The sequence below is a fragment of the Arenibacter algicola genome, from assembly GCF_018860365.1.
Classification (GTDB): domain Bacteria; phylum Bacteroidota; class Bacteroidia; order Flavobacteriales; family Flavobacteriaceae; genus Arenibacter; species Arenibacter algicola_B.
On record NZ_JAHKPO010000011.1, the window covers coordinates 1 to 20,549 of the forward strand.

Sequence of the window (20,549 nt, forward strand, 5' to 3'; positions counted from 1 at the left end):
GAGCGGCATCCCCGAAGCAGGGCAAGGGATACAGCGGAGCACCCGGCCCGACAAATGGAGGGAACGCACAATACATTACATTAAAATTATTCAGGAAACATAGAGAATTCTTACCCCTATTCCTTGGATCTGTTCTGATCTTTCCAAATATTGGTTAGGGTAGCGTAATCATATTCCAAAACGGAAGGCTGCCGTTCCAAACTAAAATCCGCAAAGGCCCGCTGCAGAATATCCTCTATAAGGTAATCCTCATGCACCGTATCCGGATGGAATTCTTCCTTAATACTTATGTTGAACATTTTAGCCGTGGTATTGTACCAGAAAGCACGCCAGCCACTCCGCAACTCTTTTACCAGATCAAAAGCCGTAATCCCAGTCTGCCTATAGATCAACTTTACCAAAATCTGCCCTTCGGTACGTGTCAATTTTTTTAATTCCTCGGAAAATTCGTCCTCAATAAATTTTTGAACTTTGCGCGTAAACCTTCTTTTGTGAGAATTCTTCTTTATATGTTCCAAACTATCGTTTAGTTCCACCAACCTCTCGGCAGCCAATTTGGCATAAGGATACACCTTCATGGTTTTCCTCCTCAATATATAATACCGCAACTTATCGTTATAGGATGAGAATTTAAGCCTACCAAATACATAAACCTCATTTAAGGCGATAGAACTCTGAAGAATAGAATCCCCCTCCATTATTACGTACTGTTCAGCTACCGAATCCATGGGCACCTCTGGAACCTGTGCCAATCCTACAAACCCCGTAATCCCGTAAAGTATCACCAATAATCTTTTTCCCATTGAACCTTAAAATACAAAAGCCTTGCCAAAATTAATGATAAAGAAAGCAGCTTGCTATTAATTAAAAGTGAATATTGTTAAGTTTGTATTCAAAATATACGTAAATGAGCGCAAAAAAGATTCTTACCAAAAAATCCATGGATTTTTTAGAAAAATATCTAAATAATGCTGCACCGACCGGTTACGAATGGGAAGGGCAAAAATTATGGATGGATTATTTAAAACCTTATGTGGACACTTTTATTACCGACACCTACGGTACCGCAGTGGGAGTTATAAATCCTGAAGCCAAATATAAGGTGGTCATAGAGGGGCATTCCGATGAAATATCTTGGTATGTAAACTATATTACAGACGATGGCTTAATCTATGTTATCCGAAACGGTGGTAGCGATCATCAAATTGCACCTTCCAAATGGGTCAATATACATACCAAAAAAGGAATTGTAAAAGGGATATTTGGATGGCCGGCCATACACACTAGGGACAGCTCCAAAGAAGAACCTCCTAAATTGGACAATATTTTTATTGATGTAGGTGCCAAGGATAAGGCAGAAGTGGAAAAATTAGGGGTACATGTTGGATGTGTCATTACCTATCCGGATACCTTTCAAGTGCTGAACGGGAACAAATTTGTTTGTAGGGCCATCGACAATCGAGTGGGTGGTTTTATGATTGCGGAGGTTGCCAGACTATTACATGAAAACAAAAAGAAATTACCGTTTGGACTATATATCACCAATGCGGTGCAGGAAGAAATTGGACTAAGAGGGGCTGAAATGATTACCCAAACCATAAAACCGAACATTGCAATAGTCACAGATGTTTGCCATGATACCACTACGCCCATGATAGAGAAAAAGAAACAAGGACATACCCTGATTGGTGCCGGCCCTGTTATTTCTTACGCCCCTGCGGTACAAAACAAACTTCGGGAACGAATTATTGAAACTGCAGAAACCAACCAGATTCCTTTTCAACGCATGGCCGCTTCAAGATATACAGGTACGGATACGGACGCCTTTGCCTATAGCAATGGTGGGGTAGCTTCGGTTTTAATATCCCTACCCCTAAGATATATGCACACCACGGTAGAAACGGTTCATAGGGATGATGTAGAAAATGTTATTCGATTGATCTACGAATCTTTATTGAATATAAAAGACGGGGAAACTTTTAGTTATTTTGAATAGTATTTTTCAAAATCCTCCCTTTTAGGGGGGATTTTTTATTTTAGATTTTTTGCTACTCATTTAAAATATTGCTTGATTATGGATGAATTGATAGACATATTGGATGCGGACGGTAATTATACAGGTAAATCCATCATGAAATCCGAAGCCCATAAAAGGGGAATTTTTCACCCCAGTATACATGTTTGGCTTTATACCAAAAAAGGAGAAATACTCATTCAGCAACGCGCCAAAAACAAAGATACCCACCCAGGACTTTGGGATGTATCCGTAGCCGGACATATAGGTGCAGGTGAGGATGTAACGGAGTCTGCTATTAGGGAAGTAAAGGAAGAGATAGGTCTTGACATTACGGAAAACGAACTATACAAACTAGGAGTATATAAATACAGCTACCAACATCATAAGGATTTATTGGACTGCGAATTCCACCATACTTTTTTATGTGAACTGAAAATACCCTCTTCAGCACTTAAAATGCAAGAAAGCGAAGTGGACGATCTAGCCCTAATTTCCTTGACCATGTTCCGAAAGGAATTGGAAAGCAATGTGATTTCAAAGAAATACGTGCCTTACGAAATGGAATACTATGAAACGGTGCTAAATGCTATACAAAAAAGGCTATAAATTGTTCAAAAACTCTTCTACCCTATCCAAGCTATAGGTTTCCTGCCCCCCTTTGACCATATCCTTGACCACAAAGGAATTGCTGCTCAATTCCTGTTCCCCGATCAAAACAACAAAAGGAACATTCCTATTATTGGCATATTTCATTTGTTTCTGCATCTTGGCACTGGAGGGATAAAGATCACATTTTATACCTGCCTTCCTCAATTGATTAACAAGTTTCATAGAAGTTAATGCTTCCCTGTCCCCAAAATTAACACAGAGTACTTGTAATGATCGGTCTATGGCCTCAGGAAATAGTCCCAACTCTTCCAGCACTAAATAAATACGGTCCAGACCAAAGGATATCCCTACCCCACTAACATCTTTAAGACCAAAGATTCCGGTAAGGTCATCATAACGACCACCTCCACCTATAGACCCCATACTAACCCTTTCCGGAGCGGCTACTTCAAAAATAGCCCCTGTATAGTAATTAAGCCCTCTGGCCAAAGTAACATCTATTTTTAGATTTGCGGATTGCAACCCTAGCTCCTCCAAGGTTTCAACTATAAACCTTAGCTCCCATACTCCTTTACTTCCCTCCTCGGAATCCTTCAACAAATCACCTAAGGCCGATATTTGCTCCAGGTTACTTCCACTTAGCGCAAATAAAGGGGCCGCTTTTTCAATGGCAGCATCAGAAATGCCTTTTTCCCTCATTTCTTTGGAAACTCCATCGATCCCTATTTTGTCCAGCTTATCCAAAGCCACTGTGAAGTCGATCAGCTTATCCCGTTCCCCGATTACCTCGGCAATTCCCGCCAATATCTTTCTGTTGTTAAGCTTAATGGTTGCCCCTTCCAGCTTTAAGTCTGTAAATACGGCATCGTACAACTGCACCAATTCCACTTCCTGCAAAAGGGAATCCGAACCCACTACGTCGGCATCGCACTGGAAAAATTCGCGAAAACGCCCTTTTTGGGGTCTATCTGCACGCCATACCGGCTGGATCTGATATCTTTTAAAAGGAAAGTCTATTTCATTTTGGTGCATTACCACATAACGGGCAAAGGGCACGGTAAGATCATATCGCAAAGCTTTTTCCGATATCCTGGAAGTCAAGGCACTCGAATCTTTAGTGGAATACAACTCATCATTCACCTTATTCAAAAAATCTCCAGAATTAAGTATTTTAAAGATCAGTCGATCACCTTCATCACCATATTTTCCCATTAAGGTTTCAGAGTTTTCAAAGGACGGAGTTTCGATGGGTTGAAAACCATAGGTTTGAAAATGCTTTTTTACCACATCGAAAATATAATTTCTCTTATTGACTTCGGATGGGGAAAAATCCCTGGTCCCTTTAGGTATGGATGGTTTTTGTGCCATTGTTTTTAATCTTGTTGTAAATATAATGGATTGTAGAATTTTGCCTATGCCGGATCAACTAAAATTAACCCATTAAATCATCGAACCATTGATAAAGTTCTCCTTTGGTGATTACTGCTCCCTGCTTAATTAAATTAAACTTATCCAGGTTTTTATCCGCTGTATAGGCCTTGGAAGCCGTTAGGTATTCCACAAAATCTGATTGATAATTTTTTTTGAACCAAGAAAAGCCCTCTTTGGTTCTCAAATCTATTTCCGGATTCATCACCTTTACCGAGATAAGCTTCATTTCCTTTTCTTCGGTATGGAATAAATGCATGTGTTGGGCAGAAATATTTTCCAAATACTTCACCTTGGACAAAACACCTTCCCAAATTAAATCACTAAAAATATCAAGTTCCTCTTCAGCTACTTCCGGTTTTTCTTTCTTTAGCGTATCCCATTCGTCTCCTGTAATGGATTGGGTAGCCAAAAAATTAATGAATTCCTGCTGCAACTCTTCTAGTTGTTGCCTTGTTAATCTTGTGTATTTCATTGTGTCACTGAATTTCAAATACGGCTTACATCAATATCCATTACCATTCCTGGCTTAGTATAGGATTAAAAGGCCGCTCTTTTAACATCATTAACATAAAAAAGGCCACATAAATGCGGCCTTTCAAATAAATCAATATAATAGTATTATCCTTTTGCCTCTGCAACTACTTCAAATGGGAAATCGACTACCACATCTCTGTGCAATCTTATTTGAGCATTGTAAGGACCAGTCCTTTTAACAGCACCACCTTGAATAGATATATATCTTCTATCCAAAGAATGTCCAGCTTTTTCCAAAGCATCGGCCAAATCTATATTAGTAATAGATCCAAATAATTTATCACCAGCACCAGCTTTTGCAGCAATCTTGATTTCCAATTGCTTAATGGCTTCTGCAGTCTTATTGGCAGCATCAACAATTTTCTTCTCTTTGTGAGCTCTTTGTTTTAAATTTTCTGCCAATACTTTTTTGGCTGATGGTGTAGCTAAAGAGGCCAATCCTCTTGGGATTAGGTAATTTCTACCAAAACCATTCTTTACATTCACCAAATCATCTTTAAAACCTAAGTTCTGTACGTCTTCCTTTAATATAAGTTCCATCGTCCGTTTCTTTTTATTTTAATAAATCGCCAACATAAGGCATTAAAGCTAAATGACGCGCTCTTTTTACAGCAACGGCCACTTTACGCTGATATTTCAAGGAAGTTCCAGTAAGTCTTCTTGGAAGCAATTTACCTTGCTCATTTACCAACTTTATTAAGAAATCAGGATCCTTGTAATCTACATATTTAATACCTGATTTTTTGAAACGACAATATTTCTTTTGAGTATTGGTCTCTATATTAAGAGGAGTAAGATATCTAATCTCTCCGTCTTTTTTACCTTTTGCTTGTTGTTCTATTGATGCCATAATCCTTACGCTTTAGCTTTTAACTTTGTTCTTCTTCTTTCTGCCCATGATACGGCATGCTTGTCTAATTTTACGGTCAAAAAACGCATAACTCGTTCGTCCCTTCTGAATTCCAATTCGTAAGGGGCAACAACTTCGCCTTCAGCTGTAAACTCGAACAAATGGTAAAAACCACTTTTCTTGTGTTGGATAGGATAGGCCAATTTCTTCAGCCCCCAGTTTTCTTTGGCTACCATTTTGGCACCTCTGTTAATTAAGAAATCCTCAAATTTCTTAACTGTTTCCTCTATCTGAACATCAGATAGAACGGGATTTAAAATGAAAACAGTTTCGTAATTGTTCATATGTTTAAAATTTTTTAAGTGTGCAAAAGTAATTATTTTTTGTTCATATCACAAGAAAATGGAAAAATCTTCGTTATACCTAGAGAAAACATAATATTGAACTTAACCAAAAACAATTAAAACTATGGTCATTGCCATTTACACAACAATTACTGCAATGTTTACAACTTTAGTTGTACATCAGCGTGATTTTTAAGTACTTTGTCGATGATTTAACCCCACAAATCAACCATTTATGAAATTAAGAAGCATTATCGTGGACGACTCGTCCATGCAGCGGATGGCAGTTGCCAAACTGGTTAATAACCATCCGAATCTGGCTTTGGTAGCTGAGTACAGTAATGCCATTGAAGCCAAGAACGGCATTAAAAACAACGAAATAGATTTAATTTTCCTAGATGTAGAGATGCCAATTATCACTGGATTCGACCTATTAGAGTCCCTAGATAATAGTCCTCAGGTAATTTTGATCACCGGTAAACCGGATTATGCCCTTAAGGCATTTGATTACGACGTAACAGATTACCTTCACAAACCTATTACCCTATCACGTTTTGACGCTTCTGTTAAACGGGCCGTAGCAAAATACGAACAAATCAATAAGGTAACGGAAGACGAAGAACACATCTTTGTTAAGAGTAACTTGAAGAAAAGAAAGGTTATTTTGAACGAGATAAAATGGATCGAAGCTTTGGGCGACTACATAAAACTAGTTACGGATGAAGCCAATATCGTAATTTTATCAACAATGAAATCTTTTGAAAAACAGTTGCCAGAAGATAAGTTTTTAAGGATTCACAAATCCTATATCGTTAACTTGGAGAAGGTAGAGAAGTTTAATAGTAAAAATGTAGAAGTTAGTGGAAAACAAATACCTCTAAGTAGAAATAAGAAAACTGAATTGGCAGAGGCACTAAATAATTTTTAGATAGTTATATGTGATCTACATTGTAGATTACCCGAACACCTCTGTAATAGGAAATAGCATTAAAGGATTTTTCAATTCTTTTAATGCTATTTTTTGTTTTGACCAAGGAGTAATTTTCCCCGATCTTGATGATAACGTTCTTAATATATTGATTCCGGATTCTTGCCACAGGTGGATATTCGGGCCCCAGTACGTTTCCTCCAAAACTATTTCTCAACGATTTGGCAAACCATTCCGCAGCATCGTTAAGTTTGTTGTAATCCTTGTGCTTAAACGTAATTTTGATAATTCTGTTTACAGGAGGATACTTATATTGTTCCCTTTCGTAAATCTGCTCTTGGAACATTCCATTATAATCACCTGTGGTTACCTGCTGTAATATCCTATGATTGGGATTATAACTCTGAATAATTACCTTTCCCCTCTTCTTGGTCCTCCCTGCCCTGCCGGCCACTTGGGTAAGCAACTGAAAGCTTCTTTCATGGGCCCTAAAATCAGGAAAATTCAACAAGGAATCCGCATTCATGATCCCTACCAGGTTTACATTCCTAAAATCGAGCCCCTTGGTCAGCATTTGGGTACCCACCAGAATATCTATTTCCTGTTGCTCAAAAGAGGTGATAATCTTTTCGTAACCATGCTTTCCCCTAGTGGTATCCAAATCCATTCTGCCAACATTGGCTTTTGGGAACAATGTATTTAGCTCCTGCTCCACCTGCTCGGTCCCAAAACCTTTGGTATCCAGGGTGGCGTTCCCACAAGCCTGACAAGTTTCCTGAAGGGCTATATGATAACTGCAATAGTGGCATCGCAATTGTTTTCTGTGCTGATGATAGGTTAAACTTACGTCGCAATTTGGACATTGGGGGGCATGCCCGCAGGTAGTACATTCCATAATGGGCGCAAACCCCCGTCTATTTTGAAATAGTATAACCTGCTCTCCGTTATCCAAGGTCTCCGTAATCTCTTCTAGTAGTCGCTCCGAAAAATGTCCTTTCATCCTTTTTTTACGGGACTGCTCCTTTATATCTACCAATTCCATGTCCGGCATAAGTACATTCCCATATCTTCTTTCTATATGGGCATAGCCATACTTGCCAACCTTTACATTATAAAAACTTTCAACGCTTGGCGTGGCAGACCCCAAGAGAATATCGCTCCCGTGCAAATTACCCAAAACAATGGCAGCGTCCCTTGCATGATATCTTGGCGCCGGGTCATATTGTTTAAAAGAACTTTCATGCTCCTCATCCACAATAACCAGCCCCAAATCCTTAAATGGTAAAAACAAAGCAGACCTGGCCCCTATGACTATCTGGGCTACCGGTTTATTTTCCAAAACATTGTTCCAGACCTCTACCCTTTCCTGCACATTGTACTTGGAATGATATACAGCCACTTTTTCACCAAAATAGGCCTGCAATCTTGAAATCAACTGAGTAGTAAGGGCAATTTCCGGAAGTAAATAAAGCGCTTGCTTTCCTTGGCTTAAAAATTCTTCGATCAGCTTAACATAGACCTCTGTTTTTCCTGAAGAAGTAACCCCATGCAAAAGCACTACCTTCTTCTCCTTAAAGGAGTTTTTTATATCCTTGAGCGCAGCATTTTGATAGTCGTTTAGAGATTTTAAGGTTTCAGTTTCATCATCCCCCTCGTACACCACCCTATCGGTCTGAACAAATTGTTCCTCCAAAATACCCTTATCTATCAACGTCTTAATGGTAGAACTGGAACTATTACTGGCTTTTTCCAAATCGCTCACTTTTACAGGCTTTTTTGTTACCGCTTGTAATTGAAACAATGATAATACCACTTGGCTCTGTTTAGGTGCCCTGGTCAGGCCATTCAACAAGGCCTCCAAATTCTCTTCAGATCTATGGTCCTTTCCCAGCTGAACGTATCGGACCAATTTGGGCTTATATTGCTCGTACATCTCCTCCTTAAGAAAGATAACATTCTTTTGGAGCAACCTATTTAAAACTGGGATGATATTCTTTTTGTCCAGAATATCACTTATTTCCTGAACCCTTAGAATTGATTGGTGCTGCAAGGCCTCGAATACCATAAATTCATCATCGAGCAAATCGTTTTCCTCTGTATTTGCCCTATCGTTCCTAAGTATTAAAGTTTCACTTTCCAATAGCAGGGCGCTGGGTACGGCAGCGCGAAAAACTTCCCCAATAGAGCACATGTAATATTGGGCCAACCAATGCCAGAACTTTAGTTGTATATTGGTCACAACCGGATAATCATCCAAAATTTGATCGATCTCCTTTGCCTCGTAGACTGTGGGCGCGGTGTTGTGGATCTCGAACACCAAGGCTGTATATATTTTTGATTTTCCAAAGGGAACGGCTACCCTAATTCCCGGTTTTAATACTTTCGCCTCTTCCTTGGTCACCTTATAGGTAAAAAGCTTTTCTATAGGGATGGGTAAAATAACATTGATAAAATCCTGCATATTCCCTAAAGTTCTATCCTTCCACCCTTATCCAAGTCTGGGTACGGTAGATGAAAGCCAAATATCCTCTTACCTTTAGTTCGTCCGGATTATCGGGATTTAGCCACAATTTACACCTAAAGGTCATGGCCTGTTCCGGATCGAAAAGGGTTTTTCCCTTCCATTCCCCATTGCCAATGTGTTCCACATCTTCAATTATTTTCATCCCAACTATTGGTTGGTCCTTTTTGTCACCGTCACATTTTTCGCATACGGCATCTTCCCTTCCTTCCTCCAGAATCTCCACGACATGTCCGTACATAAGTCCGTCTTCCTCATAGATACTTATAATAGCCTTTGGATTACCTGTCCTATCATCGATGGTTTTCCATTTCCCAAAGATGCTTTGTGCCGGAGCAGACATAGAAAAAAGTATAAAAACACCCCATACTACCCATTTATTCCTATCCATCATGTTTTTCATATTTTTTTCTTAAAGAATTTAACGAGGCATTCAGTTCAAACCCCAACAGCAAGATATTGGAATTTAACCAAATAAATACCAATAAGATCAACAAACCACCTAAAGCACCGTATAATTCGTTATATCTGGCAAATTTTTCAACATATACTCCAAATAAATAGGATGTAAGGATAAAAAGCAAGGTAGTCATCAAGGCCCCGGCCGAAAAAAATTTGGCCTTCCTTCCCTCTTTGGTACCAAAATAATATAAAATGGCCGTAATAAAATAGGCCAACATACCTAAAAATAAAAATTTACCCCATTGCACCAAGATAAATTCACTTTCATCCACTTCCAATTCCACTCCCCTGTGTGTTATATCATATAAACCTATAAGCACATATGCCTCAAAATAAACAAATATGACCGCCCCTAACAAAAGAAGGATAGATAGCATCAACCCCACCATCAAGGCATAAACATACTGCTTAAAAATACTTCTATTGAGATTTACATGGTAAGAGTTTTCAAATCCCACGAAAATTGCATTCACCCCATTGGCCATCAAAAAAATTGAGGTAATAAATGCGATTGCAGAGGACAGGACATCCCCTCTTTCCTGTTCACTGATCTGCAAGTATATTTCACTAAAATAATCACCTGTTGCCCTTGGTAAAAATGATTCCAAAAAAATTAGGAATTCTGTATCAAAATTCGAATTTCCCACAGAAACATAGGGAATGATGAAAGGAATTAATGTAACCAAAAAAATCAACAATGGAAATAAGGCCAAAAACAAACTAAAGGAAATGGAACTTGCCCGGGTGGATAAGGCCCCCTTTACTATTCCCAGCACATACATCTCCATAAGGTCATAAATAGAAAGCCCTTCAAAGCCTGGCAACTTCAAACTTTTCATTAGCCCCACTACCCAATTAACTATGGGAATCTTCTCCAGTTTACTTTCAATTTCCTGGGACATTTATACTGCTTTAAGACTAAGGTCCATATTGTATATGGAATGTGTCAACGCCCCCGAAGAAATAAAATTAACACCGCATTCCGCGTATTTCCTTATGGTTTCCTCATTAATTCCGCCAGAAGATTCTGTTAGACATTTATCCCCGATCATTTTAACCGCTTTCCGGGTATCCTCAAAACTGAAGTTATCCAGCAAAATTCTATAGATTCCGTTAGACTGCAAGATAACCTCCACTTCTTTGAGGTTTCTAGCTTCTACAATTATTTTTAAATCCAATTTTTTGTCGGTCAGATATTGCTGTGTTTTTTCAATTGCTTTAGTAATACCCCCGGCAAAATCAATATGGTTATCCTTTAACATAACCATATCGTAAAGAGCAAATCTATGATTTTCACCTCCACCTATCTTTACCGCCCATTTTTCAAGTGCCCTTATTCCCGGAGTTGTCTTACGGGTATCCAAAATCTTGGTGTTGGTGCCTTCCAAAAGTTTTACAAAATAATTGGTCTTGGTGGCAATAGCGCTCATTCTCTGCATACCATTAAGCACCAACCTCTCCGCTTTTAGAATACTTTGCGAACTTCCGGACACATAAAAAACAATATCCCCAAATTCCACGGAGGCCCCGTCCTTAATAAGCACATCCACGACCAAGTCACTATCAACATATTGAAAAACTTTTTTGGCAAAATCTACTCCGGCAATTATACCCTTGTCCTTCACCAACAACTTTGCCTTTCCGGTTGCAGAGGCTGGAATACAGGCCAATGAGCTGTGATCTCCATCACCCACATCTTCCCGTATTGCATTCTTTATAATTAAATCGAGTTCTTTCTTAAATTGTTCTTCTGATATCATGCACTATTTTTTCTACGCTAATTTACTAAAATGTTTCTCCAATTCCGCCTCCTTTGATATTTCCTTAAATACAGAAGTGTTCTAAATAAAACAAACCTTCAATGTAACTAGAGGCCCATTATTAACAATAGGCTGGGCAATTCTCTTTACGAATGTTTCCATACCTACATAAGCTTCTTTTTGGAGTTTCAAATAAGCATATTACATTTGCCCTATGACCATAAAACTTTTAGTACTGGGAAAAACAGATAGCGCTCAATTAAGTCAATTAATTGAGGAATATCAAAATAGGTTAAAACACTATATAAAGTTTGAATTGGAAATAATCCCCGATATCAAGAATACCAAAAATCTATCAGAAAAGCAACAAAAGGAAAAAGAGGGGGACGCCATTTTAAATAAGCTCAACCCAACCGATCTGCTGGTGCTACTCGATGAAAACGGAAAACAGAAAACCTCTGTAGAATTCTCGGAATACCTCCAAAAAAATATGAACTCCGGTATAAAGCAACTTGTATTTGTTGTTGGCGGGCCTTATGGTTTTAGTGAAGCTGTGTATCAAAAATCCCGTAGCAAGATCAGTCTATCAAAAATGACCTTTTCGCATCAAATGGTCCGATTATTTATGGTAGAACAATTGTACAGAGCCTTCACGATATTAAGAAATGAACCTTATCACCATCAATAACAAAAAGCCATCGAAAAAGAAGATGCCAACCTGATTTAAAAATCCCCCTCAGGTTACCACTAAAGGCCCGGTTTCCAGATTTTTTTCATTAAAGGCATAAAAAAAACTGCCTAAAAATAAATTTCAGGCAGTTTAAAGTTATAAATCCCGGTTTCTTACTAATATAAAACCCTGAATTTAATTGTATTATCAATCTTTTTAAGAGCCTTTAGAACATCCTTGTTATACTCTTTGTCCAAATCTGAAATTACATAACCCACCTCGTTATCGGTAGAAAGATACTGTCCTGAAATATTCATATCATAACGGGCCAAAACTTCGTTGATCTTCGCCATAACTCCTGGTACATTCCTATGAATATGTAAAAAACGATGTGCATTATTCTGTTTGGGCAGTCTAATATTTGGAAAGTTTACAGCATCTACAGTATTCCCCGAATTAATATAGTCCATTATTTTATTGGGAACAAAATCCGCAATATCCCGTTGTGCTTCTTCCGTACTACCACCAATATGGGGAGTAAGAATAACGTTCTCCAAGCCTTTGAGCTCTGTTAAGAACTCACCATTGCTTCTAGGCTCCTCTGGAAAAACATCTATAGCCGCTCCTGCGATCTTTCCACTTTTCAGGGCATTGGCCAAAGCCTCAATGTCCACCACAAAACCTCTGGACAGATTTACAAACAGGGCACCATCCTTCATTTGGTTAATTTCCCTTTCCCCAATAAAATTCTTATTGGCCTTATTATCATCTATATGCAAGGTTACTACATCGGAAACATTTAACAAATCCTCCAATGTACTGCACTTGGTGGCATTACCTAATGCCAATTGATCACCTACGTCATAGTAATAAACACGCATCCCCAAGGCCTCGGCCAATACGGACAATTGTTTTCCAATATTTCCATATCCTACAATACCCAGATTTTTACCACGCACCTCTTTTGAGTTGGCGGCAGTTTTATTCCATTGACCGGCATGGATTTCAGTACTACGAGGAAAGATACTCCTCATTAACATGATAATCTCACCAATGGCCAGTTCCACAACAGACCTTGTATTGCTATAAGGTGCATTGAATACCACTACGCCCTTTTTCTTACAGGCCTCCAGGTCTATTTGGGTAGTACCTATACAGAAGGCTCCGACCACCATTAATTTGTCCGCCGCAGCCAACACATTTTTGGTGACTTGGGTCTTGGAACGTATTCCTAGAACGTGCACTCCTTTTATTTTTTCGATCAGCTCTTCTTCCGTTAAACTATGTTTTAACAGCTCTACGGAAAACCCTTCCTCAGAAAGGGTATCGAAGGCGTTTTGATGGACATTTTCCAACAATAAAATCTTAATTCTATTCTTTGGGTAGGATATCTTTCTTGGCAACTTGTTCACAAATAAAAATTCATCTAAATTAGGTGTAATATAGTCTGCGTTTCTCGCAGCCTTTTCTCTATGCACATTCTCGGTATAGGCGAAAAATTTATCCGCAATACCAGCTTCGCGCATTACATAGTCACTATAACCGTCTCCAATTACCTGCACTTCCCCTTGTAAGTCCAAGTTTTTTAAACAGGCAATTTTTCCGTTGTGCGAGGCTAATACGTTATCCTCGTCAAATCCTATTATTTTTCCATTTTCGTCGAATCGAAATGTATTGGCATACACCCTATCCGCAGGAATATTATATTCGGCAACTATGGGATCTATAAACTCTTTGAAGCCACAGGAAATTACATAAATATCATCGGAATAATTATGAAAAAATTCCTTGTTGGATTCTATCGACTTGGATATCTTTTGGCGAAGTAATTGGACCAAATTCTCCAAATCGTCCTTATGGGCGTTTAATAAATTAATTCTTTTTTCCAAGGACTGGGTAAAGGAAATATCCCCGTCAATACCCAAATTGGTTATTTTTTGGATTTCCCGAATAATATCGTCCTTATCCGATCTTCCATTGAGGGTAATTTCCGCCAAAACATCCAGTGCCTCTACCCTAGTTAGGGTACTATCAAAATCAAACACATATTTTCTGCCTACCGCAACCATTGAATCTGAATTTTAAGGGGCAAAAGTATGAATTAATTTTATCCAACTCCCTATTATGGCGAAGAAAAGTATTCAATACATGATTTTCTTCGGCATATGTAAGAAAATGATTTTTTTACACCGCAAAAATTAAGGAATTGATAAAATTTTCCATCAAGCTATTCTCTGGGCCAATTTAAAATCCATTGATTATCCCTACCGAAGTTATATTGATTTGGAACAGACAAGATCTATCTATATCCTTGCACTGGCAAAAATCACCTTCAGCGAACCCCAAGATATATTAATCCGGTTATGATGGCCAATCCAAAACTCAGTAAGGTACCGATCAATATATACTCCGTGAGCTTTCTTGAATTACTTTCCTTAAGGTCATTGAACCTAAAAACAGATTTGGCTGTAATCAATAAACCAATTGCCTCCCATCTACCTAAAATTATAAAGATCAACACAAACAATCGTTCTATAATTCCAATGTACTTTCCAGCATTTGGAAGGGATTTATGGTCCAATTCTATCCTGTCCGACATACCTTCCAATAATTTGGCCATAATAATGGAAGATGGATAACTGACAAATACAACCGCCGTAACCAACGGCCAATTCATTTCCTGTATAAGCCCCACAGTATGCCCCACTAAATCAGAATTAAACGCACAGCAATACAAAACAACCAAATGCAATGCTTGGTCTATAAAAAAAGGAATGGCCTTATTCTTAAAATGTGGGTTGGCATATATTTTTAAAAGGTCTATAAAATAATGTGATATGGCAATTACCAAAACCCACCTCCATAATTTTAAATCCCACAATAGCAACATGGTGATTATAACATGAACCAATACATGTAGGTATAGATATTTGGACGCTATCTTATTTGCCTCTTTGTGCACCACCCATTTATTGGGTTGAAACAGGAAATCGCCCAGAAGGTGGGCCAACAAGAGCTTCGTAAACAATATCATACCTTAATATGCTTTAGATTTTCATCGTAATACGCCAATAAATCCAACACCAAATCCATCCTAGCCCGCTTTAATCGCTGGCTTACAGCCGATTGCCTTATCTTTAATTGATCCGCAACCTCCTGTTGGGAAACGTTTGGTTTTGCTAGGGCTAAACTCACCATTTGTGCTGAAACAGTAGACCAATCATCCATAAAATTCAATGCAAGTTTCAACATAAGGTTCAACGTTTTATCCTTATCGTCATGGCCAGTGACTATGGCCAAATTGAGTTTTTGCTCCTTTAAGGTTTCAAAAATTCTACCTGAACGTTGGTAGGCCTTCCCGTTGGACTGACTTACACTACTGCCCACAAACGTTTCGGACCCCAGTCCTATCCCCATTCTTACATCCAAATCCTTGATAGATTTAATGAGGGCCTTGATCTGAATGGCCATAGTCAAGGCTCTTTCCGGGGTTGTTCTTATTTGAAATTCATCGCCCCTATAAATCTCCCAATCATTGGGCGTTTTGCCCTGACGACCAAGATATGGTTTTAGAATATCCATCCATTCCGAGGCCGCATAGCGGTCAGAATTAATAATATCCCCTGTAATTATAGCTACCATATATAAGTTAAAATGCTAATATATTAAAATATAAGCCAAAATGCTAATGTTTTTACTTATAAGTTAAATCCATTATAAAAAATGACTAAAACCAACGACGAACCATTACGCAATACTTTTGATACTCCTTCCCGAACATATTAGTCAACACTTCCTCTTCGGGTTTGATCTGATAAGTGTTCATATAATATACAAATCCGGCTGCCAATAGCGTATTAAAAGCGTTTCCCAGATACAGTCCCCAGGTCAAAAGCAGCAGCAATAACGCCAAATACATAGGATTTCTGGAATATTGATATAGACCACCAGTAACCAATTTAGAAACTTTGGAAGGGGTACGTGGGTCTATACTTGTTTTTGAACTAAAAAATTGAAACAATGAAACCACCCCAATTAATAATGCAAGAAAGAAAAGTAAATACATTAAATAATTTCTTCCAAAAAAATCAAAATAACCTACAGGTAAATATGTAGCCAATAAATACATAAACAACCCAAAAACAAAAGTGATGACAAGTGGCGGGATTTTTAACTTCATAAAATATAATAAAACGATAAGGAAATAAAATTACTACTTTTAGACATTTAAAATTAATTTGCCCCTTAAGATTATCAAACCCGAACAAAAAGAATAATAAATCTAAGTAAAATGCAATTGGTATTTGCGACACATAATCCCAACAAACTAAAAGAAGTGCAAATCCTATTTCCCAAGGAGATAGAACTACTGTCTTTAGAGGATATTGGCTGCATGGATGAAATTCCTGAAACTGCAAACGATTTGGAGGGCAATGCAACCATTAAAGCCAATTTTGTCACGGAAAATTACGGTTACCCCTGTTTTGCAGACGATACCGGACTTTTAGTGGATGCTTTGGACGGGGCACCAGGGGTATATTCTGCAAGATATGCTGGCGAACAAAAAAACGCCGATGACAATATGGACAAATTATTGCTCCAATTGGACAACCAAACCAACAGATCGGCGCACTTTAAAACCGTTATCGCCCTAAACCTTAAAAACGAACAATTGCTTTTCAAAGGAATTGTGCAAGGAGAAATAACAACCCAAAAAAAAGGTGGAAAAGGTTTTGGATACGACCCCATTTTTATGCCCAAGGGGTATGACAAAACTTTTGCCGAATTACCTATTTCGGTCAAAAACAAAATAAGCCACAGAGCCAAAGCAATAGAACAATTACTAGCATTTTTCAAAAACCGAACCCATGTCAACAAATAAATCCGAGCAAACACCTACAACAACTCCTAGAATATTGGAACGTACGGAGACCATTGGAGGTATTCTGATAGCTGTATTTGCAGCCTTACTGGCCATAGCTGAACTGGTTAACAATAATCTTGAAGAAGAGATGATGGTTGCCCACAGCCAATTCGTAAACTACTCCAATTGGTACCAATCCAAAAGTATAAAACAAAGTTTAAAGGAAAGTGAACTGGATTATTTGAACGCCTTGACGGAAACAGGAATAATACCCGAGGATAAAAATAAGAATATTAAAACCAAAATAGCCCAGACCAAAAGCATGGTATTAAAATACGAAGCGGAAAAAACTGAAATTCTGGTAGGGTCATCCAATGTTCCAAGAGAACATTGGGCACAGGACCTTGATGGGGAAATGGGGAAAATCATAGGAATAAACGAATGGGAAAAACTCACCCAGGATTATGAAACAGCGACCAAGAAATTCGACTTGGGAAAATTATTATTTCAAATATGTATTGTACTAGGTGCAGTTTGCATCATCATCCGTGATAACAAGAAATTACAGAAAAACTTTATTGTACTTATGTTGGTGTTTGGCGCCATTGGCATTCTAATTTCTACATACGGTTTTATCTTGGCTCCATAAAAACAGCTTTCAAAATAAAATATTTTAATTAAAAAATAAGCAGTACCTTTGCCGCTTCAATTAACGCCGCTGGTATAGCATGTGTTGCGCTGAGTCTAAATAGGTTATAAAAATAATCGCTCTATGCAACATACATATTTGCGATTATTTAAAACATATTATGACAAAATTTGAAGCATTGGGGCTAAAGCAGTCCCTATTGAATGCTATTTCTGATTTGGGATTTGAATCACCTTCAGAAGTACAAGAAAAAGCAATTCCAATCTTATTGGAAAGTGAAACCGATTTAGTTGCCCTAGCTCAAACAGGTACAGGTAAAACCGCAGCATTCGGATTCCCATTAATTCAAAAAATAGATAGCGAAAGCAGGACTACACAAGGTTTGATCCTTTCCCCTACCAGGGAACTTTGTTTGCAAATCACCAACGAACTTACATTATATTCCAAGTATGAAAAAGGGGTTAATGTTGTTGCAATCTATGGTGGTGCCAGTATTACCGATCAGGCCAGACAAATAAAAAGGGGTGCCCAAATTGTGGTAGCTACCCCAGGTAGAATGAAGGACATGATTGGTCGTGGCTTGGTGGATATCTCCAAAATTGACTACTGTGTTCTGGATGAGGCAGATGAAATGCTGAATATGGGCTTTATGGAGGATATCAAAGATATTCTTTCCAACACTCCAAAAGAAAAGTCCACTTGGCTATTTTCTGCAACCATGCCTAGAGAGGTAGCGGTAATTGCTAAAAAATTCATGCACAGTCCACAAGAAATTACGGTAGGAACAAAAAACTCTGGAGCAACTACGGTGCAACACGAATACTATGTAGTTGGTGGTCGTGATCGTTACCCTGCTCTAAAAAGACTTGCCGACACCAATCCTGATATATTCTCCGTTATTTTCTGTAGAACAAAAAGGGACACCCAAAAGGTAGCTGAAAAATTGATCGAGGATGGTTACAACGCCGGTGCATTGCATGGAGACTTAAGTCAGAACCAGAGAGATTTGGTAATGAACTCCTTCCGTAAGAAACAAATACAAATGTTGGTTGCTACGGATGTAGCGGCACGTGGTATAGATGTTGACGACATTACCCATGTTATCAATTATCAATTACCAGATGAAATAGAGACTTATACACACCGAAGTGGACGTACGGGAAGAGCTGGTAAATCAGGAATTTCCATGGTTATTGTAACCAGAAGTGAACTTAGGAAAATCAAGGCCATAGAAAATAAAATTCAACAGGATTTTATTTCCAAAAAAATTCCTACGGGAATGGAAATATGTGAAATACAGCTTTACCATTTGGCCAATAAGATCAAAGACACCAAGGTTAACGAGGAAGTAGACAATTACTTGCCCGCTATAAATGATGTACTTCAAGGTATTGATCGTGAGGAACTTATCAAAAAAATAGTTTCTGTAGAATTTACACGTTTCTTTAATTACTACAACAAAACTAAAGATCTAAATACTTCCGATTCTGGCGATCGTGCAGAAAGAGGAAGATCAAGAGATGGGGATAGCCGTATCCCAGCCGACGGAAACGTTAGATATTTCATCAATGTAGGTGAAAAGGATGGCTATGATTGGATGTCATTAAAAGATTTCTTAAGGGACACCGTTAATTTGGGCAAGGACGATATTTTTAAAGTTGATGTAAAAGACAGTTTTTCTTTCTTCAATACGGATGCAGCTGCTACCGAAGCTATTTTAAAAACATTTACGGAATTTAAGGTTGATGGCAGATTTGTCAATGTTGAAGTATCTAAAAATCCTGGCGGAGGCGGAGGCGGAGGCCGTGGAAGACGTGATAGAAGTAGAAGTGGCGGAGGCCGTGATTCTAGGGACAATGATCGCAACAAAGGAAGAAGAAGGGACAGAAGCGCTTCCAAAGGCAGTCCTTCCAGTAGTTCAGGAAAAAGAAGAACTAAAAGAAAAAGCGATTTCTTTTAGTTAATTGTATATTAAAAAAATACGCTTCGGCGTATTTTTTTAGTTAGTTTACCAATTATAACATCGAATTTATTTAATGAAAAATTATTTCTTGCCCCTATTCCTCATAATTGTTTCTTTTGGATATTCCCAGGACGACAAAAATGAACAAGAGGTAAAACAATTAAAAGCAGTTGTCCTAAACGCCCAAACCGACCAACCAATGGAGAGTGTCCATGTCGTGAATCTTAACGAAGTGGTGGGTACAATTACCAATGAGAAAGGAGAGTTCAATATTCCTGCTAAGGTCAATGACACCCTTTATATTACTTTTTTAGGTTTTAAATCACAAAAAGTGAGGGTTACCAATGATATGTTCAAATTTAAAGAGACAAAAATTTCCCTTACGGAATTGGCATATGCCTTGGAAGAAGTAATTGTTAGACCCTACTCTCTTACAGGCTACTTGGAAATAGATGTTAAGAACCTACCCCTGAACAATGCCTTTCAATATAGTATCTCCGGATTGTCCGTGGGTTACGAAGCCGGGAGCAAGAACCCAAGTGCCGTCACCAAGGTATTGGGTGCCATACTTAACCCCGCGGATTTGTTGAGAAATTTATTCGGAAAGAAACCCAACCAAATGCGCAAACTACGTCAAATGAAGGAAGATGATCAAATTAGAGATCTTTTGGCCTCAAAATTTGACAGGGAAACCTTGACCGAGCTACTTCAATTGGAAAAGGTAGATATTGAGGATATCCTTAATAATTGTAATTACTCCAGATCCTTTATTACTACGGCCAATGACCTGCAAATATTGGATGCCATTAGTAGTTGCTACGAAGAATATAAGGTCCTGAACAGGAAAAAGTAAGCCCTGCGCACACCCTATTAGCGAAGTACCTCTTAACCCTTCTACATCAATATTTTTGATTAGGGTTCCCATTGAATTTGGAATAAAATAAATT

At 38.4% G+C, this 20,549-nt stretch carries 22 protein-coding genes; 8 read left to right on the forward strand and 14 right to left on the reverse strand.

The features are described from left to right. Positions 1 to 116 precede the first annotated feature (116 nt). Positions 117 to 803, reverse strand: coding sequence for a DUF4294 domain-containing protein (locus tag KO529_RS08245; protein WP_247096285.1), 687 nt, complete (start codon positions 801 to 803; stop codon positions 117 to 119). Between the two features lie 104 nt (positions 804 to 907). Here KO529_RS08245 and KO529_RS08250 point away from each other — a divergent pair, with 104 nt between their 5' ends. After that, positions 908 to 1,996, forward strand: coding sequence for a M42 family metallopeptidase (locus KO529_RS08250; protein WP_215947442.1), 1,089 nt, complete (start codon positions 908 to 910; stop codon positions 1,994 to 1,996). A gap of 78 nt (positions 1,997 to 2,074) precedes the next feature. Beyond that, positions 2,075 to 2,623, forward strand: coding sequence for an NUDIX hydrolase (locus KO529_RS08255; protein WP_215947443.1), 549 nt, complete (start codon positions 2,075 to 2,077; stop codon positions 2,621 to 2,623). Here KO529_RS08255 and hisS read toward each other — a convergent pair. The 5 genes from hisS to rpsF form a co-directional block, all read right to left on the reverse strand. Further along, on the reverse strand, positions 2,618 to 3,994 hold the full coding sequence (gene hisS / locus KO529_RS08260; protein WP_215947444.1) for a histidine--tRNA ligase: 1,377 nt from the start codon (positions 3,992 to 3,994) through the stop codon (positions 2,618 to 2,620). The genes KO529_RS08255 and hisS overlap by 6 nt on opposite strands. Before the next feature lie 64 nt (positions 3,995 to 4,058). After that, the gene (locus KO529_RS08265) at positions 4,059 to 4,529 is read right to left on the reverse strand and encodes a DUF6495 family protein (protein WP_215947445.1); all 471 of its coding nucleotides are present in this window, start codon (positions 4,527 to 4,529) and stop codon (positions 4,059 to 4,061) included. A 146-nt stretch (positions 4,530 to 4,675) separates the two neighbouring features. After that, a complete protein-coding gene (gene rplI, locus KO529_RS08270) occupies positions 4,676 to 5,131 on the reverse strand; it encodes a 50S ribosomal protein L9 (protein WP_215947446.1) in 456 nt (151 codons plus the stop codon). Between the two features lie 13 nt (positions 5,132 to 5,144). Continuing rightward, on the reverse strand, positions 5,145 to 5,444 hold the full coding sequence (gene rpsR / locus KO529_RS08275; RefSeq protein WP_176225701.1) for a 30S ribosomal protein S18: 300 nt from the start codon (positions 5,442 to 5,444) through the stop codon (positions 5,145 to 5,147). Between the two features lie 2 nt (positions 5,445 to 5,446). Then, a complete protein-coding gene (gene rpsF, locus KO529_RS08280; protein ID WP_215947447.1) occupies positions 5,447 to 5,785 on the reverse strand; it encodes a 30S ribosomal protein S6 in 339 nt (112 codons plus the stop codon). Positions 5,786 to 6,020: 235 nt separating this feature from the next. Between rpsF and KO529_RS08285 the strand changes: the two genes are divergently transcribed. After that, positions 6,021 to 6,713 carry a LytR/AlgR family response regulator transcription factor gene (locus KO529_RS08285; RefSeq protein ID WP_031444569.1) on the forward strand — a complete coding sequence of 231 codons (693 nt, stop codon included), beginning with the start codon at positions 6,021 to 6,023 and terminating at the stop codon, positions 6,711 to 6,713. Between the two features lie 4 nt (positions 6,714 to 6,717). Here the strand turns inward: KO529_RS08285 and priA are convergent, their stop codons facing one another. The 4 genes from priA to nadC are packed head-to-tail and all read right to left on the reverse strand — an operon-like array spanning position 6,718 to position 11,456. Next, complete coding sequence (gene priA / locus KO529_RS08290) at positions 6,718 to 9,174, reverse strand: replication restart helicase PriA (protein WP_215947448.1); 2,457 nt, start codon at positions 9,172 to 9,174, stop codon at positions 6,718 to 6,720. Positions 9,175 to 9,187: 13 nt separating this feature from the next. Then, entirely contained in the window at positions 9,188 to 9,637 is a 450-nt protein-coding gene (locus KO529_RS08295; RefSeq protein ID WP_348646982.1) for a DUF2147 domain-containing protein, read from the reverse strand. After that, positions 9,618 to 10,598, reverse strand: a complete 981-nt coding sequence (locus tag KO529_RS08300; protein WP_215947449.1) for a YihY/virulence factor BrkB family protein — start codon at positions 10,596 to 10,598, stop codon at positions 9,618 to 9,620. Before KO529_RS08300 ends, KO529_RS08295 begins: the two co-directional genes overlap by 20 nt. Further along, positions 10,599 to 11,456 (reverse strand): carboxylating nicotinate-nucleotide diphosphorylase, encoded by an 858-nt coding sequence (gene nadC / locus KO529_RS08305; RefSeq protein WP_215947450.1) that lies wholly within the window; start codon positions 11,454 to 11,456, stop codon positions 10,599 to 10,601. 214 nt (positions 11,457 to 11,670) lie between these two features. On the opposite strand from nadC, the gene rlmH reads away from it, so the two are divergent. Then, positions 11,671 to 12,144, forward strand: a complete 474-nt coding sequence (gene rlmH / locus KO529_RS08310) for a 23S rRNA (pseudouridine(1915)-N(3))-methyltransferase RlmH (protein WP_215947451.1) — start codon at positions 11,671 to 11,673, stop codon at positions 12,142 to 12,144. A 158-nt stretch (positions 12,145 to 12,302) separates the two neighbouring features. Here rlmH and serA read toward each other — a convergent pair whose 3' ends face one another. The 4 genes from serA to KO529_RS08330 form a co-directional block, all read right to left on the reverse strand. Next, on the reverse strand, positions 12,303 to 14,195 hold the full coding sequence (serA, locus tag KO529_RS08315) for a phosphoglycerate dehydrogenase (RefSeq protein ID WP_215947452.1): 1,893 nt from the start codon (positions 14,193 to 14,195) through the stop codon (positions 12,303 to 12,305). A gap of 263 nt (positions 14,196 to 14,458) precedes the next feature. Further along, positions 14,459 to 15,160: a DUF3307 domain-containing protein gene (locus KO529_RS08320; protein ID WP_215947453.1), complete on the reverse strand. Its 702-nt coding sequence runs from the start codon at positions 15,158 to 15,160 to the stop codon at positions 14,459 to 14,461. Further along, positions 15,157 to 15,768, reverse strand: coding sequence for a SatD family protein (locus KO529_RS08325; RefSeq protein WP_215947454.1), 612 nt, complete (start codon positions 15,766 to 15,768; stop codon positions 15,157 to 15,159). The genes KO529_RS08320 and KO529_RS08325 overlap by 4 nt, the downstream gene beginning before the upstream one ends. 85 nt (positions 15,769 to 15,853) lie before the next feature. Next, a complete protein-coding gene (locus KO529_RS08330) occupies positions 15,854 to 16,306 on the reverse strand; it encodes a methyltransferase family protein (RefSeq protein WP_215947455.1) in 453 nt (150 codons plus the stop codon). A 111-nt stretch (positions 16,307 to 16,417) separates the two neighbouring features. Between KO529_RS08330 and KO529_RS08335 the strand changes: the two genes are divergently transcribed. From KO529_RS08335 to KO529_RS08350, 4 genes are all read left to right on the forward strand, one after another. Further along, positions 16,418 to 17,008, forward strand: a complete 591-nt coding sequence (locus tag KO529_RS08335) for a non-canonical purine NTP diphosphatase (RefSeq protein ID WP_215947456.1) — start codon at positions 16,418 to 16,420, stop codon at positions 17,006 to 17,008. Next, complete coding sequence (locus KO529_RS08340; protein ID WP_215947457.1) at positions 16,995 to 17,639, forward strand: DUF4337 domain-containing protein; 645 nt, start codon at positions 16,995 to 16,997, stop codon at positions 17,637 to 17,639. The genes KO529_RS08335 and KO529_RS08340 overlap by 14 nt, the downstream gene beginning before the upstream one ends. Before the next feature lie 160 nt (positions 17,640 to 17,799). Continuing rightward, positions 17,800 to 19,599 (forward strand): DEAD/DEAH box helicase, encoded by a 1,800-nt coding sequence (locus KO529_RS08345; protein ID WP_215947458.1) that lies wholly within the window; start codon positions 17,800 to 17,802, stop codon positions 19,597 to 19,599. A gap of 76 nt (positions 19,600 to 19,675) precedes the next feature. Beyond that, positions 19,676 to 20,455, forward strand: coding sequence for a carboxypeptidase-like regulatory domain-containing protein (locus tag KO529_RS08350; protein ID WP_215947459.1), 780 nt, complete (start codon positions 19,676 to 19,678; stop codon positions 20,453 to 20,455). Positions 20,456 to 20,549: the final 94 nt, after the last annotated feature.

Bases quoted from the DNA above. Each gene is read 5' to 3' on its own strand.
- KO529_RS08245 (WP_247096285.1), bottom strand. From the start codon at position 803: ATGGGAAAAAGATTATTGGTGATACTTTACGGGATTACGGGGTTTGTA.
- KO529_RS08250 (WP_215947442.1), top strand. From the start codon at position 908: ATGAGCGCAAAAAAGATTCTTACCAAAAAATCCATGGATTTTTTAGAA.
- KO529_RS08255 (WP_215947443.1), top strand. From the start codon at position 2,075: ATGGATGAATTGATAGACATATTGGATGCGGACGGTAATTATACAGGT.
- hisS (WP_215947444.1), bottom strand. From the start codon at position 3,994: ATGGCACAAAAACCATCCATACCTAAAGGGACCAGGGATTTTTCCCCA.
- KO529_RS08265 (WP_215947445.1), bottom strand. From the start codon at position 4,529: ATGAAATACACAAGATTAACAAGGCAACAACTAGAAGAGTTGCAGCAG.
- rplI (WP_215947446.1), bottom strand. From the start codon at position 5,131: ATGGAACTTATATTAAAGGAAGACGTACAGAACTTAGGTTTTAAAGAT.
- rpsF (WP_215947447.1), bottom strand. From the start codon at position 5,785: ATGAACAATTACGAAACTGTTTTCATTTTAAATCCCGTTCTATCTGAT.
- KO529_RS08285 (WP_031444569.1), top strand. From the start codon at position 6,021: ATGAAATTAAGAAGCATTATCGTGGACGACTCGTCCATGCAGCGGATG.
- priA (WP_215947448.1), bottom strand. From the start codon at position 9,174: ATGCAGGATTTTATCAATGTTATTTTACCCATCCCTATAGAAAAGCTT.
- KO529_RS08295 (WP_348646982.1), bottom strand. From the start codon at position 9,637: ATGAAAAACATGATGGATAGGAATAAATGGGTAGTATGGGGTGTTTTT.
- KO529_RS08300 (WP_215947449.1), bottom strand. From the start codon at position 10,598: ATGTCCCAGGAAATTGAAAGTAAACTGGAGAAGATTCCCATAGTTAAT.
- nadC (WP_215947450.1), bottom strand. From the start codon at position 11,456: ATGATATCAGAAGAACAATTTAAGAAAGAACTCGATTTAATTATAAAG.
- rlmH (WP_215947451.1), top strand. From the start codon at position 11,671: ATGACCATAAAACTTTTAGTACTGGGAAAAACAGATAGCGCTCAATTA.
- serA (WP_215947452.1), bottom strand. From the start codon at position 14,195: ATGGTTGCGGTAGGCAGAAAATATGTGTTTGATTTTGATAGTACCCTA.
- KO529_RS08320 (WP_215947453.1), bottom strand. From the start codon at position 15,160: ATGATATTGTTTACGAAGCTCTTGTTGGCCCACCTTCTGGGCGATTTC.
- KO529_RS08325 (WP_215947454.1), bottom strand. From the start codon at position 15,768: ATGGTAGCTATAATTACAGGGGATATTATTAATTCTGACCGCTATGCG.
- KO529_RS08330 (WP_215947455.1), bottom strand. From the start codon at position 16,306: ATGAAGTTAAAAATCCCGCCACTTGTCATCACTTTTGTTTTTGGGTTG.
- KO529_RS08335 (WP_215947456.1), top strand. From the start codon at position 16,418: ATGCAATTGGTATTTGCGACACATAATCCCAACAAACTAAAAGAAGTG.
- KO529_RS08340 (WP_215947457.1), top strand. From the start codon at position 16,995: ATGTCAACAAATAAATCCGAGCAAACACCTACAACAACTCCTAGAATA.
- KO529_RS08345 (WP_215947458.1), top strand. From the start codon at position 17,800: ATGACAAAATTTGAAGCATTGGGGCTAAAGCAGTCCCTATTGAATGCT.
- KO529_RS08350 (WP_215947459.1), top strand. From the start codon at position 19,676: ATGAAAAATTATTTCTTGCCCCTATTCCTCATAATTGTTTCTTTTGGA.